Annotated in this window: 16 protein-coding genes; 13 read left to right on the top strand and 3 right to left on the bottom strand. The window is 66.5% G+C overall.

Translation table 11 applies throughout. The features are described from left to right. The first annotated feature begins 268 nt into the window (after positions 1–268). The 9 genes from osmE (at position 269) to QZ471_RS22760 (ending at position 9,807) form a co-directional block, all read left to right on the top strand. Positions 269–607 (top strand): osmotically-inducible lipoprotein OsmE, encoded by a 339-nt coding sequence (gene osmE / locus QZ471_RS22800; protein ID WP_295468166.1) that lies wholly within the window; start codon positions 269–271, stop codon positions 605–607. Positions 608–799: 192 nt separating this feature from the next. Then, a complete protein-coding gene (locus tag QZ471_RS22795; protein ID WP_295468165.1) occupies positions 800–1,321 on the top strand; it encodes a hypothetical protein in 522 nt (173 codons plus the stop codon). A 232-nt stretch (positions 1,322–1,553) separates the two neighbouring features. Next, entirely contained in the window at positions 1,554–3,389 is a 1,836-nt protein-coding gene (gene ilvD, locus QZ471_RS22790; RefSeq protein ID WP_295468163.1) for a dihydroxy-acid dehydratase, read from the top strand. Positions 3,390–3,747: 358 nt separating this feature from the next. Continuing rightward, the gene (locus tag QZ471_RS22785) at positions 3,748–4,992 is read left to right on the top strand and encodes a carbohydrate porin (protein ID WP_295468161.1); all 1,245 of its coding nucleotides are present in this window, start codon (positions 3,748–3,750) and stop codon (positions 4,990–4,992) included. 64 nt (positions 4,993–5,056) lie between these two features. After that, a complete protein-coding gene (locus QZ471_RS22780; protein WP_295468159.1) occupies positions 5,057–6,085 on the top strand; it encodes a sugar ABC transporter substrate-binding protein in 1,029 nt (342 codons plus the stop codon). A 106-nt stretch (positions 6,086–6,191) separates the two neighbouring features. Then, a complete protein-coding gene (locus QZ471_RS22775) occupies positions 6,192–7,274 on the top strand; it encodes an ABC transporter permease (RefSeq protein ID WP_295468158.1) in 1,083 nt (360 codons plus the stop codon). After that, entirely contained in the window at positions 7,274–8,041 is a 768-nt protein-coding gene (locus tag QZ471_RS22770) for an ATP-binding cassette domain-containing protein (protein WP_295468156.1), read from the top strand. The genes QZ471_RS22775 and QZ471_RS22770 overlap by 1 nt, the downstream gene beginning before the upstream one ends. Before the next feature lie 84 nt (positions 8,042–8,125). Next, the gene (locus tag QZ471_RS22765) at positions 8,126–9,484 is read left to right on the top strand and encodes a uracil-xanthine permease family protein (protein ID WP_295468154.1); all 1,359 of its coding nucleotides are present in this window, start codon (positions 8,126–8,128) and stop codon (positions 9,482–9,484) included. A gap of 122 nt (positions 9,485–9,606) precedes the next feature. Next, positions 9,607–9,807 (top strand): hypothetical protein, encoded by a 201-nt coding sequence (locus QZ471_RS22760; protein WP_295468152.1) that lies wholly within the window; start codon positions 9,607–9,609, stop codon positions 9,805–9,807. Here QZ471_RS22760 and QZ471_RS22755 read toward each other — a convergent pair. Together QZ471_RS22755 and QZ471_RS22750 are read right to left on the bottom strand one after the other, a co-directional pair. Next, complete coding sequence (locus QZ471_RS22755; RefSeq protein ID WP_295468150.1) at positions 9,804–10,298, bottom strand: DUF523 domain-containing protein; 495 nt, start codon at positions 10,296–10,298, stop codon at positions 9,804–9,806. The two genes, QZ471_RS22760 and QZ471_RS22755, sit on opposite strands and share 4 nt — an antisense overlap. Before the next feature lie 32 nt (positions 10,299–10,330). Then, entirely contained in the window at positions 10,331–10,963 is a 633-nt protein-coding gene (locus QZ471_RS22750) for a 2OG-Fe(II) oxygenase (protein ID WP_295468148.1), read from the bottom strand. Between the two features lie 179 nt (positions 10,964–11,142). On the opposite strand from QZ471_RS22750, the gene QZ471_RS22745 reads away from it, so the two are divergent. Continuing rightward, positions 11,143–11,880 (top strand): DUF2059 domain-containing protein, encoded by a 738-nt coding sequence (locus QZ471_RS22745; protein WP_295468146.1) that lies wholly within the window; start codon positions 11,143–11,145, stop codon positions 11,878–11,880. Between the two features lie 6 nt (positions 11,881–11,886). Here the strand turns inward: QZ471_RS22745 and QZ471_RS22740 are convergent, their stop codons facing one another. Beyond that, a complete protein-coding gene (locus QZ471_RS22740; protein WP_295468144.1) occupies positions 11,887–12,825 on the bottom strand; it encodes an alpha/beta hydrolase in 939 nt (312 codons plus the stop codon). 184 nt (positions 12,826–13,009) lie between these two features. On the opposite strand from QZ471_RS22740, the gene QZ471_RS22735 reads away from it, so the two are divergent. From QZ471_RS22735 to QZ471_RS22725, 3 genes are read left to right on the top strand one after another with little or no spacing between them, the layout of a single operon-like run. Beyond that, entirely contained in the window at positions 13,010–13,480 is a 471-nt protein-coding gene (locus QZ471_RS22735) for a MarR family transcriptional regulator (RefSeq protein WP_295468142.1), read from the top strand. 3 nt (positions 13,481–13,483) lie between these two features. Beyond that, entirely contained in the window at positions 13,484–14,938 is a 1,455-nt protein-coding gene (locus QZ471_RS22730) for an efflux transporter outer membrane subunit (RefSeq protein WP_295468140.1), read from the top strand. Positions 14,939–14,954: 16 nt separating this feature from the next. Next, a complete protein-coding gene (locus tag QZ471_RS22725) occupies positions 14,955–16,166 on the top strand; it encodes an efflux RND transporter periplasmic adaptor subunit (protein WP_295468138.1) in 1,212 nt (403 codons plus the stop codon). The last annotated feature ends 16 nt before the right edge of the window (positions 16,167–16,182 follow it).

The raw sequence follows: 16,182 nt of genomic DNA, 5'->3' as shown, positions 1-16,182 counted from the left end.
AGAAACGAGAAACAGGGAAAGGGTTACAACATAACGGCAAAGATCGCTCGCCGCCGGTCTCCTGTCAACTGCCGTTCGGACAAAATACTCCTTAAAAAACCGACATATAGCGTTCGTTTGCAGAATCAGCTTTAGATACAGTCACTTGCCGAAGCACCAGATGATCCGGCGTCAGGGATGAACGGCGAGAAGTGCGGCGGAGAGCGAATTTATCGGCGCCGTCATCGTCGAAGGGTCAGGCACTTCCGCCTTTGAAGGGATCACCACCATGAACAAAAAGATTGCAGTCGCGACCGCCCTGTTGGCCGGCACCGTCCTGGCCGGTTGCGCCTCGGTGAAGAACACCGCCGACTACACCGTGGGTCGCGTGGAATTTCGCGAGCAGCCCCTGGTGAAGCAGGTGGAAAAAGGCATGTCCAAGGCCGACGTTCTGCGCATCGGCGGCACCCCGTCGAGCACCTACACCCGCAAGTACCGTCCGGGCACCTGCAACAACTATGTGCTCAACAAGGATGGCAAGGAGCAGGTCTACTCGATCGGCTTCGACAGCATGAACCGCGTCGACAGCAAGGATTTCGAGACCTGCGAAAGCGCCGACCGCGCCTGAGGCCTGGCTTGGACCGGCCATTCGGGCCGGGTGTCCTGAAGGACGCTGGCGGCGTCTGATGGACAGGACGGGAGAGCGGTATCACCATGGGCTCTCCCGTCCACGACCGTTGCGCCGATGCCCTGCACTGCGGAGCGACGCGTGCACGGCCAACGCCGCCAAGCTTCACCCATCGTTCCAAGGAATTCAGGCATGTCCAGACGTCACCTCATACTCACAGCTGCGGTGCTTTCCCTGACTGGCTGCGGTGGCTATGACTACAGCTGCGATGCGGCCAAGACCGCCGAACAGGTTCGTCAGCAGTACGCCCAGACCATCAACGAGATCTATGCGGACGACATCGCCGCCGGCCAGCCGCCGCTGGATGCCAGCCAGGTCTCGCTGGTGGACATCAAGACCCAGGAAGAACCTTCGGACAGCGGCGATGCAGGCTTCTACACCTGCAATGCCACCGTCGAGGCGACCTGGCCCAAGGCTGCGTTGGAGCGTCTGACCCCGGCGACCGCCCAGCTGGCCAGTGTCGGCGCCATCCTCGAGAATGGACACCTGCGCCATGCCCTCAGCTATGAGTCGTCCCTGGAAGGCGGCGACAAGCAGCAGGTCGATATCACCCTGCCCGAGGCCGTGGAGCTGAGTCTGAAGACCCTGGCCGGCCAGGAGCCGATGGACGAGTACCTGGAAGACGCTCCCGACGGCGAACAGGAAGCCCCCTGATCTGCCGGGCGCCGGCCCTGCTGTGCAGCCCCGGCGCCCGCGTGTATGATCCGAGTTCCCCTCCGCCAGCATCCTCCGGCGGGTTCGTGAGCCCTGGCAGCCCCTGCGGAGATCCCGCATGACGGTGTTGCCCTCCGGCCCGGCATTCGTCACTCCGCGTTTGCACCGTGCCCCGCCTGCGCTCACGATGAGCAGAACCGTGACCTAGAAAGCCGCCTCGGAGTGCCGCTTCATGCCTGACTATCGTTCGAAAACCTCCACCCAGGGCCGCAACATGGCTGGCGCCCGGGCGCTCTGGCGCGCCACCGGGATGAAGGACGAAGACTTCAAGAAACCCATCATCGCCATAGCCAACTCCTTCACTCAGTTCGTGCCCGGCCATGTCCACCTCAAGGACCTCGGCCAACTGGTCGCCCGGGAGATCGAGAAGGTCGGCGGCGTGGCCAAGGAATTCAACACCATCGCCGTGGACGACGGCATCGCCATGGGCCACGACGGCATGCTCTATTCGCTGCCGAGTCGCGAGATCATCGCCGACGCCGTGGAGTACATGGTCAACGCCCACTGCGCTGATGCCCTGGTGTGCATCTCCAACTGCGACAAGATCACCCCCGGCATGCTGATGGCCGCGTTGCGCCTGAACATTCCCGTGGTGTTCGTCTCCGGCGGCCCCATGGAAGCCGGCAAGACCAAGCTCGCCAGCCACGGCCTGGACCTGGTGGACGCCATGGTCATCGCCGCCGACAGCTCGGCCAGCGACGAGAAGGTCGCCGAGTACGAGCGCAGTGCCTGCCCCACCTGTGGCAGCTGCTCGGGCATGTTCACCGCCAATTCCATGAACTGCCTGGTCGAGGCCCTGGGCCTGGCGCTGCCGGGCAACGGCTCGACCCTGGCCACCCATGCCGACCGCAAGGAGCTGTTCCTGCGGGCCGGCCGGACCATCGTCGAGCTATGCCGCCGCTACTACCAGGAGAACGATGAGTCGGCGCTGCCGCGCAACATCGCCTCCTACGCGGCCTTCGAGAACGCCATGACCCTGGACATCGCCATGGGCGGCTCGACCAACACCATCCTGCACCTGCTGGCCGCGGCCCAGGAAGCCGAGGTGGACTTCGACCTGCGCAACATCGATGCCCTGTCGCGCAAGGTGCCCCAGCTGTGCAAGGTGGCGCCGAACATCCAGAAATACCACATGGAAGACGTGCACCGTGCCGGTGGCATCTTCAGCATCCTCGGCGAGCTGGCCCGGGGTGGCCTGCTGCATACCGACCTGCCCACCGTGCACAGCCGTAGCCTCGGTGAAGCCATCGAGCAATGGGACATCACCCTGACTCAGGACGAGGCGGTGAAGACCTTCTTCCGCGCCGGTCCAGCCGGTATCCCGACCCAGGAAGCCTTCAGCCAGGCGACTCGCTATGACACCCTGGACGACGACCGCGCCGAGGGCTGCATCCGCAGCGTCGCGCACGCCTATTCCCAGGAAGGCGGCCTGGCCGTGCTGTACGGCAACATCGCCCTGGACGGCTGCGTGGTGAAGACCGCCGGGGTGGATGAGTCCATCCACGTCTTCGAGGGCACCGCCAAGGTGTTCGAGAGCCAGGACGCCGCGGTAAGGGGTATCCTGGCCGACGAGGTCAAGGCTGGCGACATCGTCATCATCCGCTACGAAGGCCCCAAGGGCGGTCCGGGCATGCAGGAAATGCTCTATCCCACCAGCTACCTGAAGTCCAAGGGGCTGGGCAAGCAATGCGCCCTGCTCACCGACGGGCGCTTCTCCGGCGGCACCTCGGGTCTGTCCATCGGCCACGCCTCGCCGGAAGCGGCCGCGGGGGGCGCCATCGGCCTGGTGCGCGACGGCGACAAGGTGCTCATCGACATTCCCCAGCGCAGCATCAACCTGCTGGTGAGCGACGAAGAGCTGTCCCATCGCCGCATCGAGCAGGACAAGCTGGGCTGGAAACCCGTCCAGCCGCGCGCGCGCCGCGTCACCACCGCGCTCAAGGCCTATGCCCTGCTGGCCACCAGTGCCGACAAGGGCGGGGTCCGCGACAAGGCCCTGCTGGGCTGACCCGCGACACCCGGGCGACGGCTCCTGCCGTCGCCCTGCCCGCGCCTCCGTGTTTCTTCCTCCCGCTTCACCCCCTCCTTCTGGCGTTGCTCTACCCCATTCCAGAGCGGTTCCACCGTTGCTTGGCTAGCTATGCGTGTAGAAGCGCAACCTGTGATTCAGCTCACATTTCCTTTCAAGTCGCCCGCTAGGCCGTTGAGTGATCAAAGGCTACCCTCCGTCTGCCGCTGAATTGATTCAGCGACCGGTTTGTAGTCTGGTTACCGCCAATGGTCACACCTTAGAGCTGCTTCTGGAGCACAACTCGGCGTGACCAGGCTGCATTGCTGAACACAAAAACAATAATTCAGGGAAAAACATGAAGAAGAAAAAGGCTGTCCCGCTGGCCAGGGTTTCCGCTGCGTCCCTGCTAGGCACTCTCCTCCTCGTCCCCTCCGCTCACGCCTTCGAAACCACCGGCTACTTCCGTACCGGCCTGGGTGATTCATCCGGTTCCGATTCGATGCGCTGCTTCAAGTTGCCGGGAGCCCAATCCAAGTACCGCCTGGGTAACGAATGCGAGCAATACGGCGAATTCGCCGCCAAGCAGGACGTGCTGACGCTGGACGATGGCTCCGCCGTCGGCGTCTACGGCATGGCCAGCCTGTACAACCAGTACGACCGCACTCCGACCTTCCATGGCGACAACGGCCAGATCCGGCTGCCGCAGGCCTACGCCTACTGGAACAACATCGCCGCCCTCAACGGCGGTAACGTCTGGGCAGGCCGTCGTTACTACAAGCGTAACGACATCCATATCTCCGACTTCTTCTACTGGAACCAGAGCGCCACCGGCGGCGGTATCGAGGACGTCAACATCGGCGGCCTGAAATACAGCGTGGCCTTCTCGCGCAAGGACAACCAGAACCAGAAGGACTTCCAGAACCGCTTCGACTTCAACGTCGCCGGCTTCAACACCAACCCCAACGGCTCGCTGGAGATCGGCGTCAGCTACTTGGACAAGCCCACCAACCAGCCCAACGCCAACAGCGGCTTCGCCGTGACCTTGCAGCACAAGCAGGCCAACTTCCTGGGCTGGGGCGGCGTCAACACCTTCGCCGTGCAGCGTGGCCAGGGTCCGGGTACCGCCCTGGGCAGTACCGGCGACCCGACCCTGAGCAGCTCGGACGTGTCCTACCGGGTGGTGGACTTCTTCGACTGGCAGATCAGCCGCTACTGGGGTGGTCAGGTGGCCGCCGTGTACCAGAAGGACGAACGTCCCAACGGTAACGACCTGCGCTGGACCTCCCTCGGTGGGCGCCTGGTGTACGGCATCAGCGACCAATTCAAGTTCTCCACCGAACTGGGCCACGACCAGGTGGAAGCCCCCGGTGGCACCCGCAAGCTGACCAAGCTGACCCTGGCGCCTACCTGGTCGCCCAAGGGACCGGAATTCAAAAGCCGTCCGGAATTCCGCCTGTTCTACACCTATGCTGTGTGGAACCGGGCGGCGCAGAACGCAGCCGACCAGTTCGATCCGGGTTCGGCGCTGTCCAGCACCGGCACCTTCGGCAACGATCTGCACGGCTCCAACGTCGGCTTCCAGATCGAGCAGTGGTGGTAACCACGCGGTGGCGACCGGCTGCAGTGCCGGTCGCTCTCTCTTCGTCCCATCCGAGCGCACAACAATGAAAAGAACCGTCTCCCTGTCTTCCTTCGCCGGCTGCGTGCTGGCAGCGGCCCTGAGCGTCGGCACCGCCCAGGCCGCGCCGGTTTCCGCCTGCCTCATCACCAAGACCGACACCAACCCCTTCTTCGTGAAGATGAAGGAAGGCGCCACCGCCAAGGCCAAGGAACTGGGCATGACGCTCAAGACCTACGCCGGCAAGATCGACGGCGACAGCGAAAGCCAGGTGGCCGCCATCGAAACCTGCATCGCCGATGGGGTAAAGGGCATTCTGATCACCGCCTCGGACACCAAGGGCATCGTGCCCAACCTGCAGAAGGCCCGAGAGGCCGGCATCCTGGTGATCGCCCTGGATACGCCGCTGGACCCGGCGAGCGCCGCCGATATGACCTTCGCCACCGACAACCTGTTGGCCGGCAAGCTGATCGGCCAGTGGGCGAAGGAAACCCTGGGCGACAAGGCCAAGGACGCCCGGGTGGCCTTTCTCGACCTGAACGCTTCGCAACCGTCGGTGGACGTCTTGCGCGATCAGGGCTTCATGCTCGGCTTCGGCATAGATCCCAAGGACCCGAACGTCATCGGCGACGAAAGCGATCCGCGCATCGTCGGCCACGACGTGACCAACGGCAACGAGGAAGGCGGCCGGGCAGCGATGGAGAACCTGCTGCAAAAAGACCCCAATATCAACGTGGTGCATACCATCAACGAACCGGCCGCCGCCGGTGCCTACGAGGCGCTCAAGGCCGTCGGCCGCGAGAAGGACGTGCTCATCGTCTCCATCGATGGCGGTTGCCCCGGCGTGCGCAACGTGGCGGACGGCGTGATCGGCGCCACCTCCCAGCAGTACCCGCTGCAGATGGCGGCACTGGGCATCGACGCGGTGAAGACCTTCGCCGACACCGGTGCCAAGCCGGTCCCCACCCAGGGCAAGGACTACGTCAACACCGGTGTCCAGCTGGTGACCGACAAGCCGGTGCCGGGCGTACGCTCCATCGACAGCAAGGCCGGCCTGAAGAAGTGCTGGGGCTAGTGACCCGGCGTCAAGGCTGACCAGGCAGGTCGTCCACACCGGCAGCCCGAGGCGCCGGTGCGGACGCCCGCCCCTCGGCCCGTTTTCCCGCCATCAGGAGATTGCCATGAGCGATCCGATCCCGCCCTCCTCGGCCGGTCAGCCGTTCGAGCAGGTGCTCAAGCACAGCGCGACGGAGGTCGCCTCCTTCCAACGCGACGAGCGCAGCGCGCTGCTCAAATTCCGCCACTTCCTGCATTCGCGCCCCTCAGCCGTGTCGCTGCTGGTGTTGCTGCTGTCCCTGGGCATCTTCGGCGCCCTGCTGGGCGGCAAGTTCTTTTCCGCCTTCGCCCTCACCCTGATCCTCCAGCAGGTCGCCATCACCGGCATCGTCGGCGCGGCCCAGACGCTGGTGGTGGTCACCGCCGGTATCGACCTCTCGGTGGGCGCCATCATGGTGCTGTCCTCGGTGGTCATGGGCCAATTCACCTTCCGCTACGGCCTGCCGGTGGAGCTGTCGATCCTCTGTGGCCTGGTGGTGGGCGCCCTGTGCGGCATGGCCAACGGCTGGCTGGTGGCGCGCATCAAGTTGCCGCCCTTCATCGTCACCCTGGGGATGTGGCAGATCGTGCTGGCGGCGAATTTCCTCTATTCGCGCAACGAGACCATCCGCGCCCAGGAAATCGGCGCGACGGCGCCGCTGCTACAGGTGTTCGGCGAGAACTTCCGCGTAGGTGGCGCCGTCTTCACCTACGGCGTGATCGCCCTGGTGGCGCTGGTCGCCCTGCTCTGGTACGTGCTCAACCACACCGCCTGGGGTCGGCATCTCTATGCCGTGGGCGACGACCCGGAGGCGGCGGCCCTGGCCGGGGTCAATGTGCGGCGCATGCTGATCACCGTGTACGGACTGTCCGGCCTCATCTGCGCCTTCGCCGGCTGGGTGCTGATCGGCCGCATCGGCTCGGTCTCGCCCACGGCCGGCCAGTTCGCCAACATCGAGTCCATCACCGCTGTGGTGATCGGTGGCATCTCGCTGTTCGGCGGCCGCGGCTCGATCCTCGGCATGCTGTTCGGTGCCCTGATCGTCGGCGTCTTCGCCCTCGGCCTGCGGCTGCTGGGCACCGACGTGCAATGGACCTATCTGCTGATCGGCACGCTCATCATCGCGGCCGTGGCTATCGACCAATGGATCAGAAAGGCGGCGAGCTGATGACGACCGAACCCCTGCTGATGGCCCGCGGCCTGGTGAAGCGCTACGGCCGCGTCACGGCCCTCGACCATGCCGATTTCGACCTGCTGCCGGGCGAGATCCTCGCCGTGATCGGCGACAACGGCGCCGGCAAGTCCTCGCTGATCAAGGCTATCTCCGGCGCCCTGCGCCCGGACGAGGGCGAGATCCGCTTCGAGGGTAAGCCGATCCAGTTCGCCTCCCCCATCGAGGCCCGCCGCGCCGGCATCGAGACGGTGTACCAGAACCTGGCGCTGTCGCCGGCGCTGTCCATCGCCGACAATCTCTTCCTCGGCCGCGAGTTGCGCAAGCCAGGACTGGTGGGCAGCCTGTTCCGCACCCTGGACCGCAAGGCCATGGAACGCATCGCCCGGGAGAAGCTGTCCGAGCTGGGCCTGATGACCATCCAGAACATCAACCAGGCGGTGGAGACGCTCTCGGGCGGTCAGCGCCAGGGGGTGGCGGTGGCGCGGGCGGCGGCCTTCGGCTCCAAGGTGATCATCCTCGACGAACCGACCGCGGCGCTGGGGGTGAAGGAAAGTCGCAAGGTGCTGGAGCTGATCCTCGACGTGCGCGCCCGGGGCATCGCCATCGTGCTGATCTCCCACAACATGCCCCATGTGTTCGAGATCGCCGATCGCATCCATATTCACCGGCTCGGTCGTCGGCTGACGGTGATAGATCCCCGCGAGCACTCCATGGCCGACGCCGTGGCGCTGATGACCGGCGCCCAGAGTGTAGCGGCCTGAAGCCCAGGCGAGGGGCGTCGCCCTTCGCCTGCGCCGAACCCTCAGCTCGGGTAAGATCGGCGCTTTTTCCGCGACGGCCCGCCGATGTCCCAGTCCTCCCGCCCCGAACTGCTCTACGGTCCCCAGGACCGGCCGCGTCCGCTGATCGCCCTGCTGGCCGCCATCCAGCACCTGCTGGCGATCATCGTGCCCATCGTCACCCCCGGCCTGCTGATCTGCCAGGCCCTGGGCGTCGCGCCGCGCGACACCAACCTGATCGTCTCCATGTCGCTGGTGATCTCCGGCATCGCCACCTTCGTCCAATGCCGGCGCTTCGGCCCCTTCGGCGCCGGGCTGCTGATCGTCCAGGGCACCAGCTTCAACTTCGTCGGCCCGCTGATCGCCGGCGGTGCCCTGATGGTGAAGAGTGGTACCCCGGTGGAAGCGGTGATGGCCGCCATCTTCGGCGTGGTCATGGCCGGTTCCTTCGTCGAGATGGGCGTGTCGCGGGTACTGCCCTTCGTCAAAAGACTGATCACCCCGCTGGTGACCGGCATCGTGGTGCTGATGATCGGCCTGACGCTGATCAAGGTCGGCCTGATCAGCATGGGCGGCGGCTTCGCGGCCCTGGGTAACGGTACCTTTGCCAACGGCGAGAACCTGCTGCTGTCCGGCACGGTGCTGGCGACCATCGTGGTGCTCAACCGCCTCCCGCTGCGAGGCCTGCGCAGCAGTGCCATCGTCGTCGCCCTGCTGCTGGGCTATGCCCTGGCCGCCTGGCTGGGTCGGCTGGACTTCACCGGCATGCATGCAGCGGCCTGGGTGCAGATCCCTATGCCCCTGCATTTCGGCCTGGGCTTTTCCTGGTCGCTGTTCGTGCCGCTGCTGGTGATCTATCTGGTGACCTCCCTGGAGGCCATCGGCGACATCACCGCCACCAGCAAGGTCTCCCGCGAACCGGTGGAAGGCCCGCGGTGGATGCAGCGGATCAAGGGCGGGGTGCTGGTCAACGGCGCCAATTCGCTGCTGGCCGGGCTGTTCAATACCTTTCCCAGCTCGGTGTTCGCCCAGAACAACGGGGTGATCCAACTGACCGGCATCGCCAGCCGCCACGTCGGCCTGTGGATCGCCGTCATCCTGGTGCTGCTGGGACTGTTCCCGGCAGTGGCGGGCGTGATCCAGGCAGTACCCGAGCCGGTGCTCGGCGGCGCGGCCATGGTGATGTTCGGCGCGGTGGCCGCCTCGGGCATCAACATCCTCGCCGGGGTCGAGCTGGATCGCCGGGCGCTGCTGATCATCGCCGTGTCCCTGGCACTGGGCCTGGGCATCTCCCAGGTGCCGGAATTTCTCGCCCACCTGCCCGCCGGCCTGCGCGCGGTGCTGGAGTCTGGCGTCGCCACCGGCGGCCTATGCGCCCTGCTGCTGAACTGGTTCCTGCCGGAAAGCCCCAGGGCTGCTGACTAGCCCAACTTTTTCATCCCGGCGCTGAAGTTCCAAAAAGAGGTGCCGATAGCTTGGGCAAGTCACCTGTGGACTCGCCCACGTGCGTCGTTTCGCGCGCCGGCGCTCCACCCAGCAGAGCGCCCATGATCAGCCCGGATGTTCCTGTCGTTAAGGTCCCGCTGCGCGAGTATGCGGCCCTGGCCCGTGCCATGGGGGCCACCGTCTTCGCGCAGCACCTTGAGAAGCAGCCCGGCGAGCTGGTGGGTTGGCGCTTTCCCAAGGGTTGCTTCGTGCAGAAGGCACACTTCCAGTGCCTGCTGGGGCGCCAGCCGGACACCCTCTAGGCGTTGGCCTCCAGCGCCGTCAGCGCCTGTTGCGCCGCGGCCAGTTCGTCCTCATTGAACACTCTGACACCCGCACGCTTCAGCGCCGCCGCCGTGACCCCCTCGCCAGCGACCCGGGTACCGCTGAAGGTGCCATCGTAGTTTTCCAGGTTGCCGCAGGACGGACTGCGCGCCTTGAGTACCGCCAGGCGGATGCCATGACGGGCGACCAGTTCGAGCGCGGCCGCGGCCCCGGCGACGAAGGCGGCGGTCACGTCCGCGCCGCCATCGGTCATGACCGGCCGCTGGCCATCCAGCACCGCCCCACCCTGGCCACCGGGGATCTCCGCCGGTGGCCGCGGCGTGGGCAGGCCGCCCGCCACCTCCGGACACAGCGGCACGATGCGGCCTTCGGCCTGCCAGAGGCCCAGCAGATCGAAGGGGCCATGGGCGCCGCCGTCATAGCGCACCCGGTGACCCAGCAGGCAACGACTCACCAGAATCTTTTCCATGCGTCCTCCACGAGCAGAAGCCTCGGTACGCCTCAGCCCTGCAACGGATTGTCGCCACGGCGGCGGAACCAGCCGGTGAGCGACAGCCGCTCGCGTGTGGCGGGTAGCACCTCATGGGGCAGTTGGCCGGACAGGAAGCACACCAGGCTGCCACCGAGGGGCAACACGTCCTGGTGGCGCTGCTCGTCCAGGTAAAGACGCAGCTCGCCGCCCTGCTCCGGCAGCCAGGCGTCGTTGAGATAGAGCACCAGGGAGACCATACGCCGGTCATCGTCGCGAAAGCGATCCAGATGACGGGCATAGAAGGCGCCCGGCGGATAGAGGGCGAAATGGCTCTCGTAGTCCTCGAGCCCGAGGAACAGGGTGCGATTGAAGGCCTCGCGCAGGATATCCATGAGTTGCAGATAGCGTTGCACGCCCGGATGGGCGTCGTCCGGCTCCAGCCAGGCGATGTGATCGCCGCGCACCCCTTCGCGAATCAGCGGACTCTCGCCCCGGCCGATGCCGGCACGTTCCAGCTCGCCCCGCGCATGACGCAGCCGGCACTCGGCAGCCAGGTCGGCGGTCAGCTCCAGCGGCAGGAAGATGCTCTGCCGTGACCAGCCGTGCTCGGCGAGATCGTCGACGATACGTTGCAACAGGGGATGCTCGGGGTGCAGCGCCATCGGGAAAACCGTGAGTAACCGGACGCAGCCGGCGGGAGGGAGAGTGTAAGAGAAGTCCGCCACTCCTGCGCGTCCGCCAGGACCAGGCGACGAATGCCCGGGACGAGCGCCTCGACAGCCAGCCTGGGGTTGCCGACAATGGCGGACTTTCCGGCTCTGCGCCGCTGCTCGAGGTGTCCATGCGCGTTCTGTTCGCTTCCCTGCTTTTCGCCGTCGCCCTGCCGACCCTCGCCGACGACACGGTCAGCCTCTACCAGGCCGCAGGCTGGCCCGAGCAGCGCGGACACTTCCGCGATGCCCTGCAGGCTGCGCAGCAGCGCTACCAGAACAGCCTGCCGCCGGCGCTCTACCAGAGCCTGGTGGACAACAGCAACAAACGCTACACCGCCGCGGCCATCGACCAGCGCGCCCTCGCCGCCCTACGGCAAAACCTGCCGGCCGAAGGGCCCGCTTTGCAGTTTTTCCAGTCGCCGGTGGGCCAGAAGGTGGTCGCAGCGGAGATCGCCGCGACCCGCAGCGACCAGTTGGCCAAGAACGCCAATGGCGTCCCCCAGATGCAGGCCAGTCCGGCACGCCGGGCCCTGGCCAAGCGCCTGGCCACCGCCCTGCCGGTGCGTGAAGCCGGTGCCGAGGTGAGCGTGGCCCTGGCGGGCCTCGCGGCCGACAGCTTGAGTTCGATGCTGCCGGGCCTGCTGGGCCAGCAGCAGTCCGGCGGGATGATCGAGCAGCAGCGCCAGAGATTCATCCAGCAGATGAACGCCGGCGATCTGGAAAATACCCTGCTCTATGTCTATCGCACCCTGAACGACAACGAACTCGGCCAGTTCGCCGACTTCGCCAGCTCGCCCAATGGCACGGCCTACTACCGGGCGGCAGTGGCCGCCCTGCGCGCCGGTCTGGGCGGCGGCGGTCAGTAGGACAGCTCAGGCGAGGCGCTCGTCCAGCCAGCGGAAGTAACGCTGGCGCAGCGTCTCGGTTTCGTTGACCAGGTGGTGCCGCGCCTCGGGCAGGCGCAGAACCTCGGGCCGGACGAACTTGGCCTCCAGCACCCCCAGATTATGCCGCCAGTCGACGGTGAAATCCTGCTCGCCCTGGATCACCAGGGGCGTGCGGGTACTGGGCGCCGCGGCCTCCAGCTGGGGAATCCAGCGCGCCAGGGCACCGACCCACTGGGCAGGCAGTTCCCGAGGCTGCAAGCCATCGCGCTGCAGGAAATCGAGAAAGGCCGGATCGCCGGAATTCACCGAGAAGCGCCGCGGCAGCGCGCGCACGAAGGGTTTCACCAGGCGATAGGTCCAGAGCCCCTGCCGCCAGGCATGGGGGCGCACCAGGGGCGCCAGCAGCACCGTCTCCCCCACCTCGGGCGCCGGCGTTCCCCGTAGCAGATAGTCCAGCAGGATGGCGCCACCGGTGCTCTGGCCGAGCAGATGCCAGGGGCGTGGCAGGTCCAGGCGACGGGCCTCGGCGATCAGCGCCGCCAAGGCGCTCTGGTATTCGGCGAAGTCATTGATGCTGGCGCGCGCGCCGCTCGACAGCCCATGTCCGGGCAGGTCGCAGGCCAGTACCGCCAGTTGCCTCGACAGCGCCCAGTCCACCACGTGGCCATAGAGCCCCATGTGATCGTAGTAGCCGTGCAGCATCAGCACGCTGCCCCGCGGCGCGGACGGCCACCAGCCCTGTACCGCCAGCTGGTAGTCGCCCGCCGCCAGGCTACCCAGGGCCACCGTCACCTCCGGTCGTACCAGACTGTCGGCGAGCCGGTAATAGCGGCGATAGCCCTGGTGTTCGGCATCGGGCGGCAGATCGAAGCGCAACGGCACCAACGCCTGGCGCAGTCGGTCTAGATCGAAGGAAGCGGTCATCACAGCAGATCGTTCAGGCAAGGGCCGACCATGATCGGTGGCCAGGATGGTCGACGACAAGACCCGGCGGCGACCATTACCAATTGTTTCAATAATCGTAAGACAGTTGCCCGCAATGATGACTGAATATTTCACTGCCTAGGCAGTATTCTGGAACCGCTTGATTGCCTGGGCAGATACTGCAATGTCACATTTCGACCGAAGCAACTTTCCCCTGCGCTATTCCGTGGGCCATCTCATCCACCTCGCGAACCAGTACAAGGATCGCCTGCTGGACAGTCACCTCGCGCCCTATGACATCACCGCCGCCCAGTTCAAGGTGTTGCTGCTGCTCGCCCGTGACCTGACCGATACCCCCGCCGAACTCAGCCGCTGCCTGTCCCTCGACAGCGGCGCCATGACCCGCATGCTCGACCGCCTCGAAGCCAAGGACCTGTTGCGCCGGGTGCGCAGCCTGAGCGATCGCCGCCAGGTGCGCCTGGAGCTGACCGACCAGGGCAAGGCGCTGAGCAGCGAACTCATGCAGATCGGCGTGGATGCCCTCAACGACCTCACCCAGTGCCTGGATCGCCAGGAGCTGGATGAACTGGAACGCCTGCTACGCCGCGTACTCGGCCCCTCCGGCCTGTTGCCGGAGAACTCTGGAGACCTCTGAACCATGACCTTCCGCCTGCCGTTGACCGCCCTCTGCACCGCCCTGCTGCTGGCAGGTTGCGTGTCGTCCGCGGGTCTGAATCCCCAGGGGCACGCCGTGGATCCGGCGACCCTCAAGGGTGAGGCCACCTTCGCCAGCGACCGTCTCTCGCCTGCCCACTGGCCGAGCGCCGACTGGTGGACCCGCCTGGGCGATCCGCAATTGGACAGCCTGATCCGCGAGGCCCTGCGTGACAGCCCCTCGCTGCAGGAAGCCGATGCCCGCAGCCGCCAGGCAGATGCCGCGGTGCTCGCCGCCGATGCCGACCGCTATCCGCAGATCGACGCCAACGGGGGCGTGACCCGCTCGCGCCTGGCGCGGCCGGACGACCCGCTGGGCCAGGGCGACCGCTACAGCACCTTGCGCCAGCTCGACCTCAGCGGCAGCTACAGCTTCGACCTCTGGGGTGGCCAGCGCGCCGCCTGGGAAGCGGCCCTCGGTCGGGCTCGCGCCGGCGAAGTGGATCGCCAGGCCGCACGCCTGACCCTGGCCGCCAATGTCAGCCGCGCCTACAACCAACTCGGCCTGGCCTATGCCAACCTGGACGTGGCCCAGCAGGACCTGGAGCGCACCCGCGGTATGCTCGATCTGGCCCAGCGCCGGGTGGATGCCGGCCTCGACAGCGACTATCAGCTGCAACAGACCCAGAGCCTGGAAGCCAGTGCGGCGTCTTCGCACACGGCCGCCGCGCAACAGGTGCGCAGTGCCCAGATCCGTCTCGCCGTGCTGCTGGGCAAGGGGCCCGACCGCGGCGCCGAGATCCCGCGCCCCAGGCTGATCGCCCCCGCAGCGGTGAGCCTGCCGGCCCAGCTGCCCGCCGAACTGGTAGGGCGCCGCCCGGACCTGATCGCCGCCCGCTGGCGCGTGGAAGCCGCGAGCAAGGATATCGCCGCGAGCAAGACCAATTTCTACCCCAACCTGAACCTGACGGTGGCCGCCGGCAGCAAGGCCATCCTCGGCGATGCGCTGTTCGGTGCTCCAGCGCGCTTCTTCAACGTCGGTCCGGCGCTGTCGCTGCCGATCTTCGACGGCGGACGGCGCCGCGCCGATCTGGCCAGCCGGGATGCCGACTACGACCTGGCCGTGGCCCAGTACAACCAGACCCTGGTGCAGGCGCTGGGCGACATCGCCGACGCCATCACCCGCCAGCGCTCGCTGGAGCAGCAGCTGGTCGACCAGCAACGGGCGAGGGATATCGCCAAGAGCTCCTTCGACATCGCCATGCAGCGCTATGGCGCCGGCATCGGCAACTACCTCGACGCCCTGACCGTCGAGCAGCAGTTGCTGCAGGCCGATCGCCAACTCGCCAGCCTCCAGGCCGACCGCATCGACAGCGGCGTGCTGCTGATGCAAGCCCTGGGTGGCGGCTTCCAACCGTCCAAACTGCCGCCGGCGCCCGCCGCCGCGGCCACTCACTGATACCGAGGTCGCGATCATGGCCGATACTGCCGCACCCCCCCAAGACAACGCCCAGCAGCAGCAGCCGCAGCGCTCCGGCAAACGCAAGTTCCTCCTGTTGCTCCTGCTGCTGGTGGTGATCCTGGCTGGCGTGGGCGTCTACTGCTACCACCTGTTCTATGGCCGCTTCCACGCCAGCACCGACGACGCCTACGTCAACGGCAACCTGGTGCAGATCACGCCCCAGGTCACAGGCACCGTCATCAGCATCGCCGTGGACGACGGTGATTTCGTCCGCGAAGGCCAGCCGCTGGTGGAATTCGATCCCAGCGACACCGCCGTGGCCCAGCAGAGCGCCGAGGCTAACCTGGCCAAGACCGTGCGCCAGGTGCGCGGCCTGTACAGCAACGTCGACAGCTACAAGGCCCAGGTCGCCGCCCGTCGCGTCGAGGTGGATCGCGCCCGCGCCGATTACGCCCGGCGCCAGCAACTGGCCAAGGGCGGTGCCATCTCCAAGGAAGAGCTGGCCCACGCCCGCGACACCCTGGTGGCAGCCCAGAGCTCCCTGACCTCCGCCCAGCAGCAGCTGGACACCAACCAGGCGCTGGTGGACGACACCGAAATCGCCTCGCACCCGGACGTCAAGGCCGCCGCCGCCCAACTGCGCCAGGCCTATCTGAACCACGCCCGCAGCACCCTGGTGGCACCGGTCAGTGGCTACGTCGCCAAGCGCTCCGTGCAGGTGGGCAGTCGCGTGCAACCCGGCGCGGCGCTAATGGCCGTGGTCCCCCTGGACCAGATCTGGATTGACGCCAACTTCAAGGAAACCCAGCTCGCCGAGATGCGCATCGGCCAGCCGGTGGAAATCCACTCCGACCTCTATGGCGACGACGTGCGCTATCGCGGCACCGTGGAGAGCCTGGGCGTGGGTACTGGCAGTGCCTTCTCGCTACTACCGGCGCAGAACGCCACCGGCAACTGGATCAAGATCGTCCAGCGCCTGCCCGTGCGGATTCGCCTGGAAGGCGACAACCTGGACAAGCATCCGCTGCGCATCGGCCTGTCGACGGTGGTCGATGTCGACCTGCACGACCAGGACGGCGCTCGCCTGCCCACCACCACGCCGAAGCAGCCGCGCTACAGCACCGACGTCTACGACCATCAGTTGGCCGAGGCCGATCAGCTGATCCAGCAGATCGTCCACAACAACGGTCCGGCCGCCCGCGCCGCCGGCGTCGCCAAGCGCTGACAGCCAAGGAGGCTCG

The sequence above is a fragment of the uncultured Pseudomonas sp. genome, from assembly GCF_913774235.1.
In the GTDB taxonomy this organism is placed as follows: Bacteria; Pseudomonadota; Gammaproteobacteria; order Pseudomonadales; family Pseudomonadaceae; genus Chryseomonas.
The sequence above is the reverse complement of the archived record's forward strand: the minus strand, read 5'-3'. Positions and strand labels throughout refer to the sequence as shown.

Coding starts and splice junctions, on each gene's coding strand:
- osmE (WP_295468166.1), top strand. CDS start 269: ATGAACAAAAAGATTGCAGTCGCGACCGCCCTGTTGGCCGGCACCGTC.
- QZ471_RS22795 (WP_295468165.1), top strand. CDS start 800: ATGTCCAGACGTCACCTCATACTCACAGCTGCGGTGCTTTCCCTGACT.
- ilvD (WP_295468163.1), top strand. CDS start 1,554: ATGCCTGACTATCGTTCGAAAACCTCCACCCAGGGCCGCAACATGGCT.
- QZ471_RS22785 (WP_295468161.1), top strand. CDS start 3,748: ATGAAGAAGAAAAAGGCTGTCCCGCTGGCCAGGGTTTCCGCTGCGTCC.
- QZ471_RS22780 (WP_295468159.1), top strand. CDS start 5,057: ATGAAAAGAACCGTCTCCCTGTCTTCCTTCGCCGGCTGCGTGCTGGCA.
- QZ471_RS22775 (WP_295468158.1), top strand. CDS start 6,192: ATGAGCGATCCGATCCCGCCCTCCTCGGCCGGTCAGCCGTTCGAGCAG.
- QZ471_RS22770 (WP_295468156.1), top strand. CDS start 7,274: ATGACGACCGAACCCCTGCTGATGGCCCGCGGCCTGGTGAAGCGCTAC.
- QZ471_RS22765 (WP_295468154.1), top strand. CDS start 8,126: ATGTCCCAGTCCTCCCGCCCCGAACTGCTCTACGGTCCCCAGGACCGG.
- QZ471_RS22760 (WP_295468152.1), top strand. CDS start 9,607: ATGATCAGCCCGGATGTTCCTGTCGTTAAGGTCCCGCTGCGCGAGTAT.
- QZ471_RS22755 (WP_295468150.1), bottom strand. CDS start 10,298: ATGGAAAAGATTCTGGTGAGTCGTTGCCTGCTGGGTCACCGGGTGCGC.
- QZ471_RS22750 (WP_295468148.1), bottom strand. CDS start 10,963: ATGGCGCTGCACCCCGAGCATCCCCTGTTGCAACGTATCGTCGACGAT.
- QZ471_RS22745 (WP_295468146.1), top strand. CDS start 11,143: ATGCGCGTTCTGTTCGCTTCCCTGCTTTTCGCCGTCGCCCTGCCGACC.
- QZ471_RS22740 (WP_295468144.1), bottom strand. CDS start 12,825: ATGACCGCTTCCTTCGATCTAGACCGACTGCGCCAGGCGTTGGTGCCG.
- QZ471_RS22735 (WP_295468142.1), top strand. CDS start 13,010: ATGTCACATTTCGACCGAAGCAACTTTCCCCTGCGCTATTCCGTGGGC.
- QZ471_RS22730 (WP_295468140.1), top strand. CDS start 13,484: ATGACCTTCCGCCTGCCGTTGACCGCCCTCTGCACCGCCCTGCTGCTG.
- QZ471_RS22725 (WP_295468138.1), top strand. CDS start 14,955: ATGGCCGATACTGCCGCACCCCCCCAAGACAACGCCCAGCAGCAGCAG.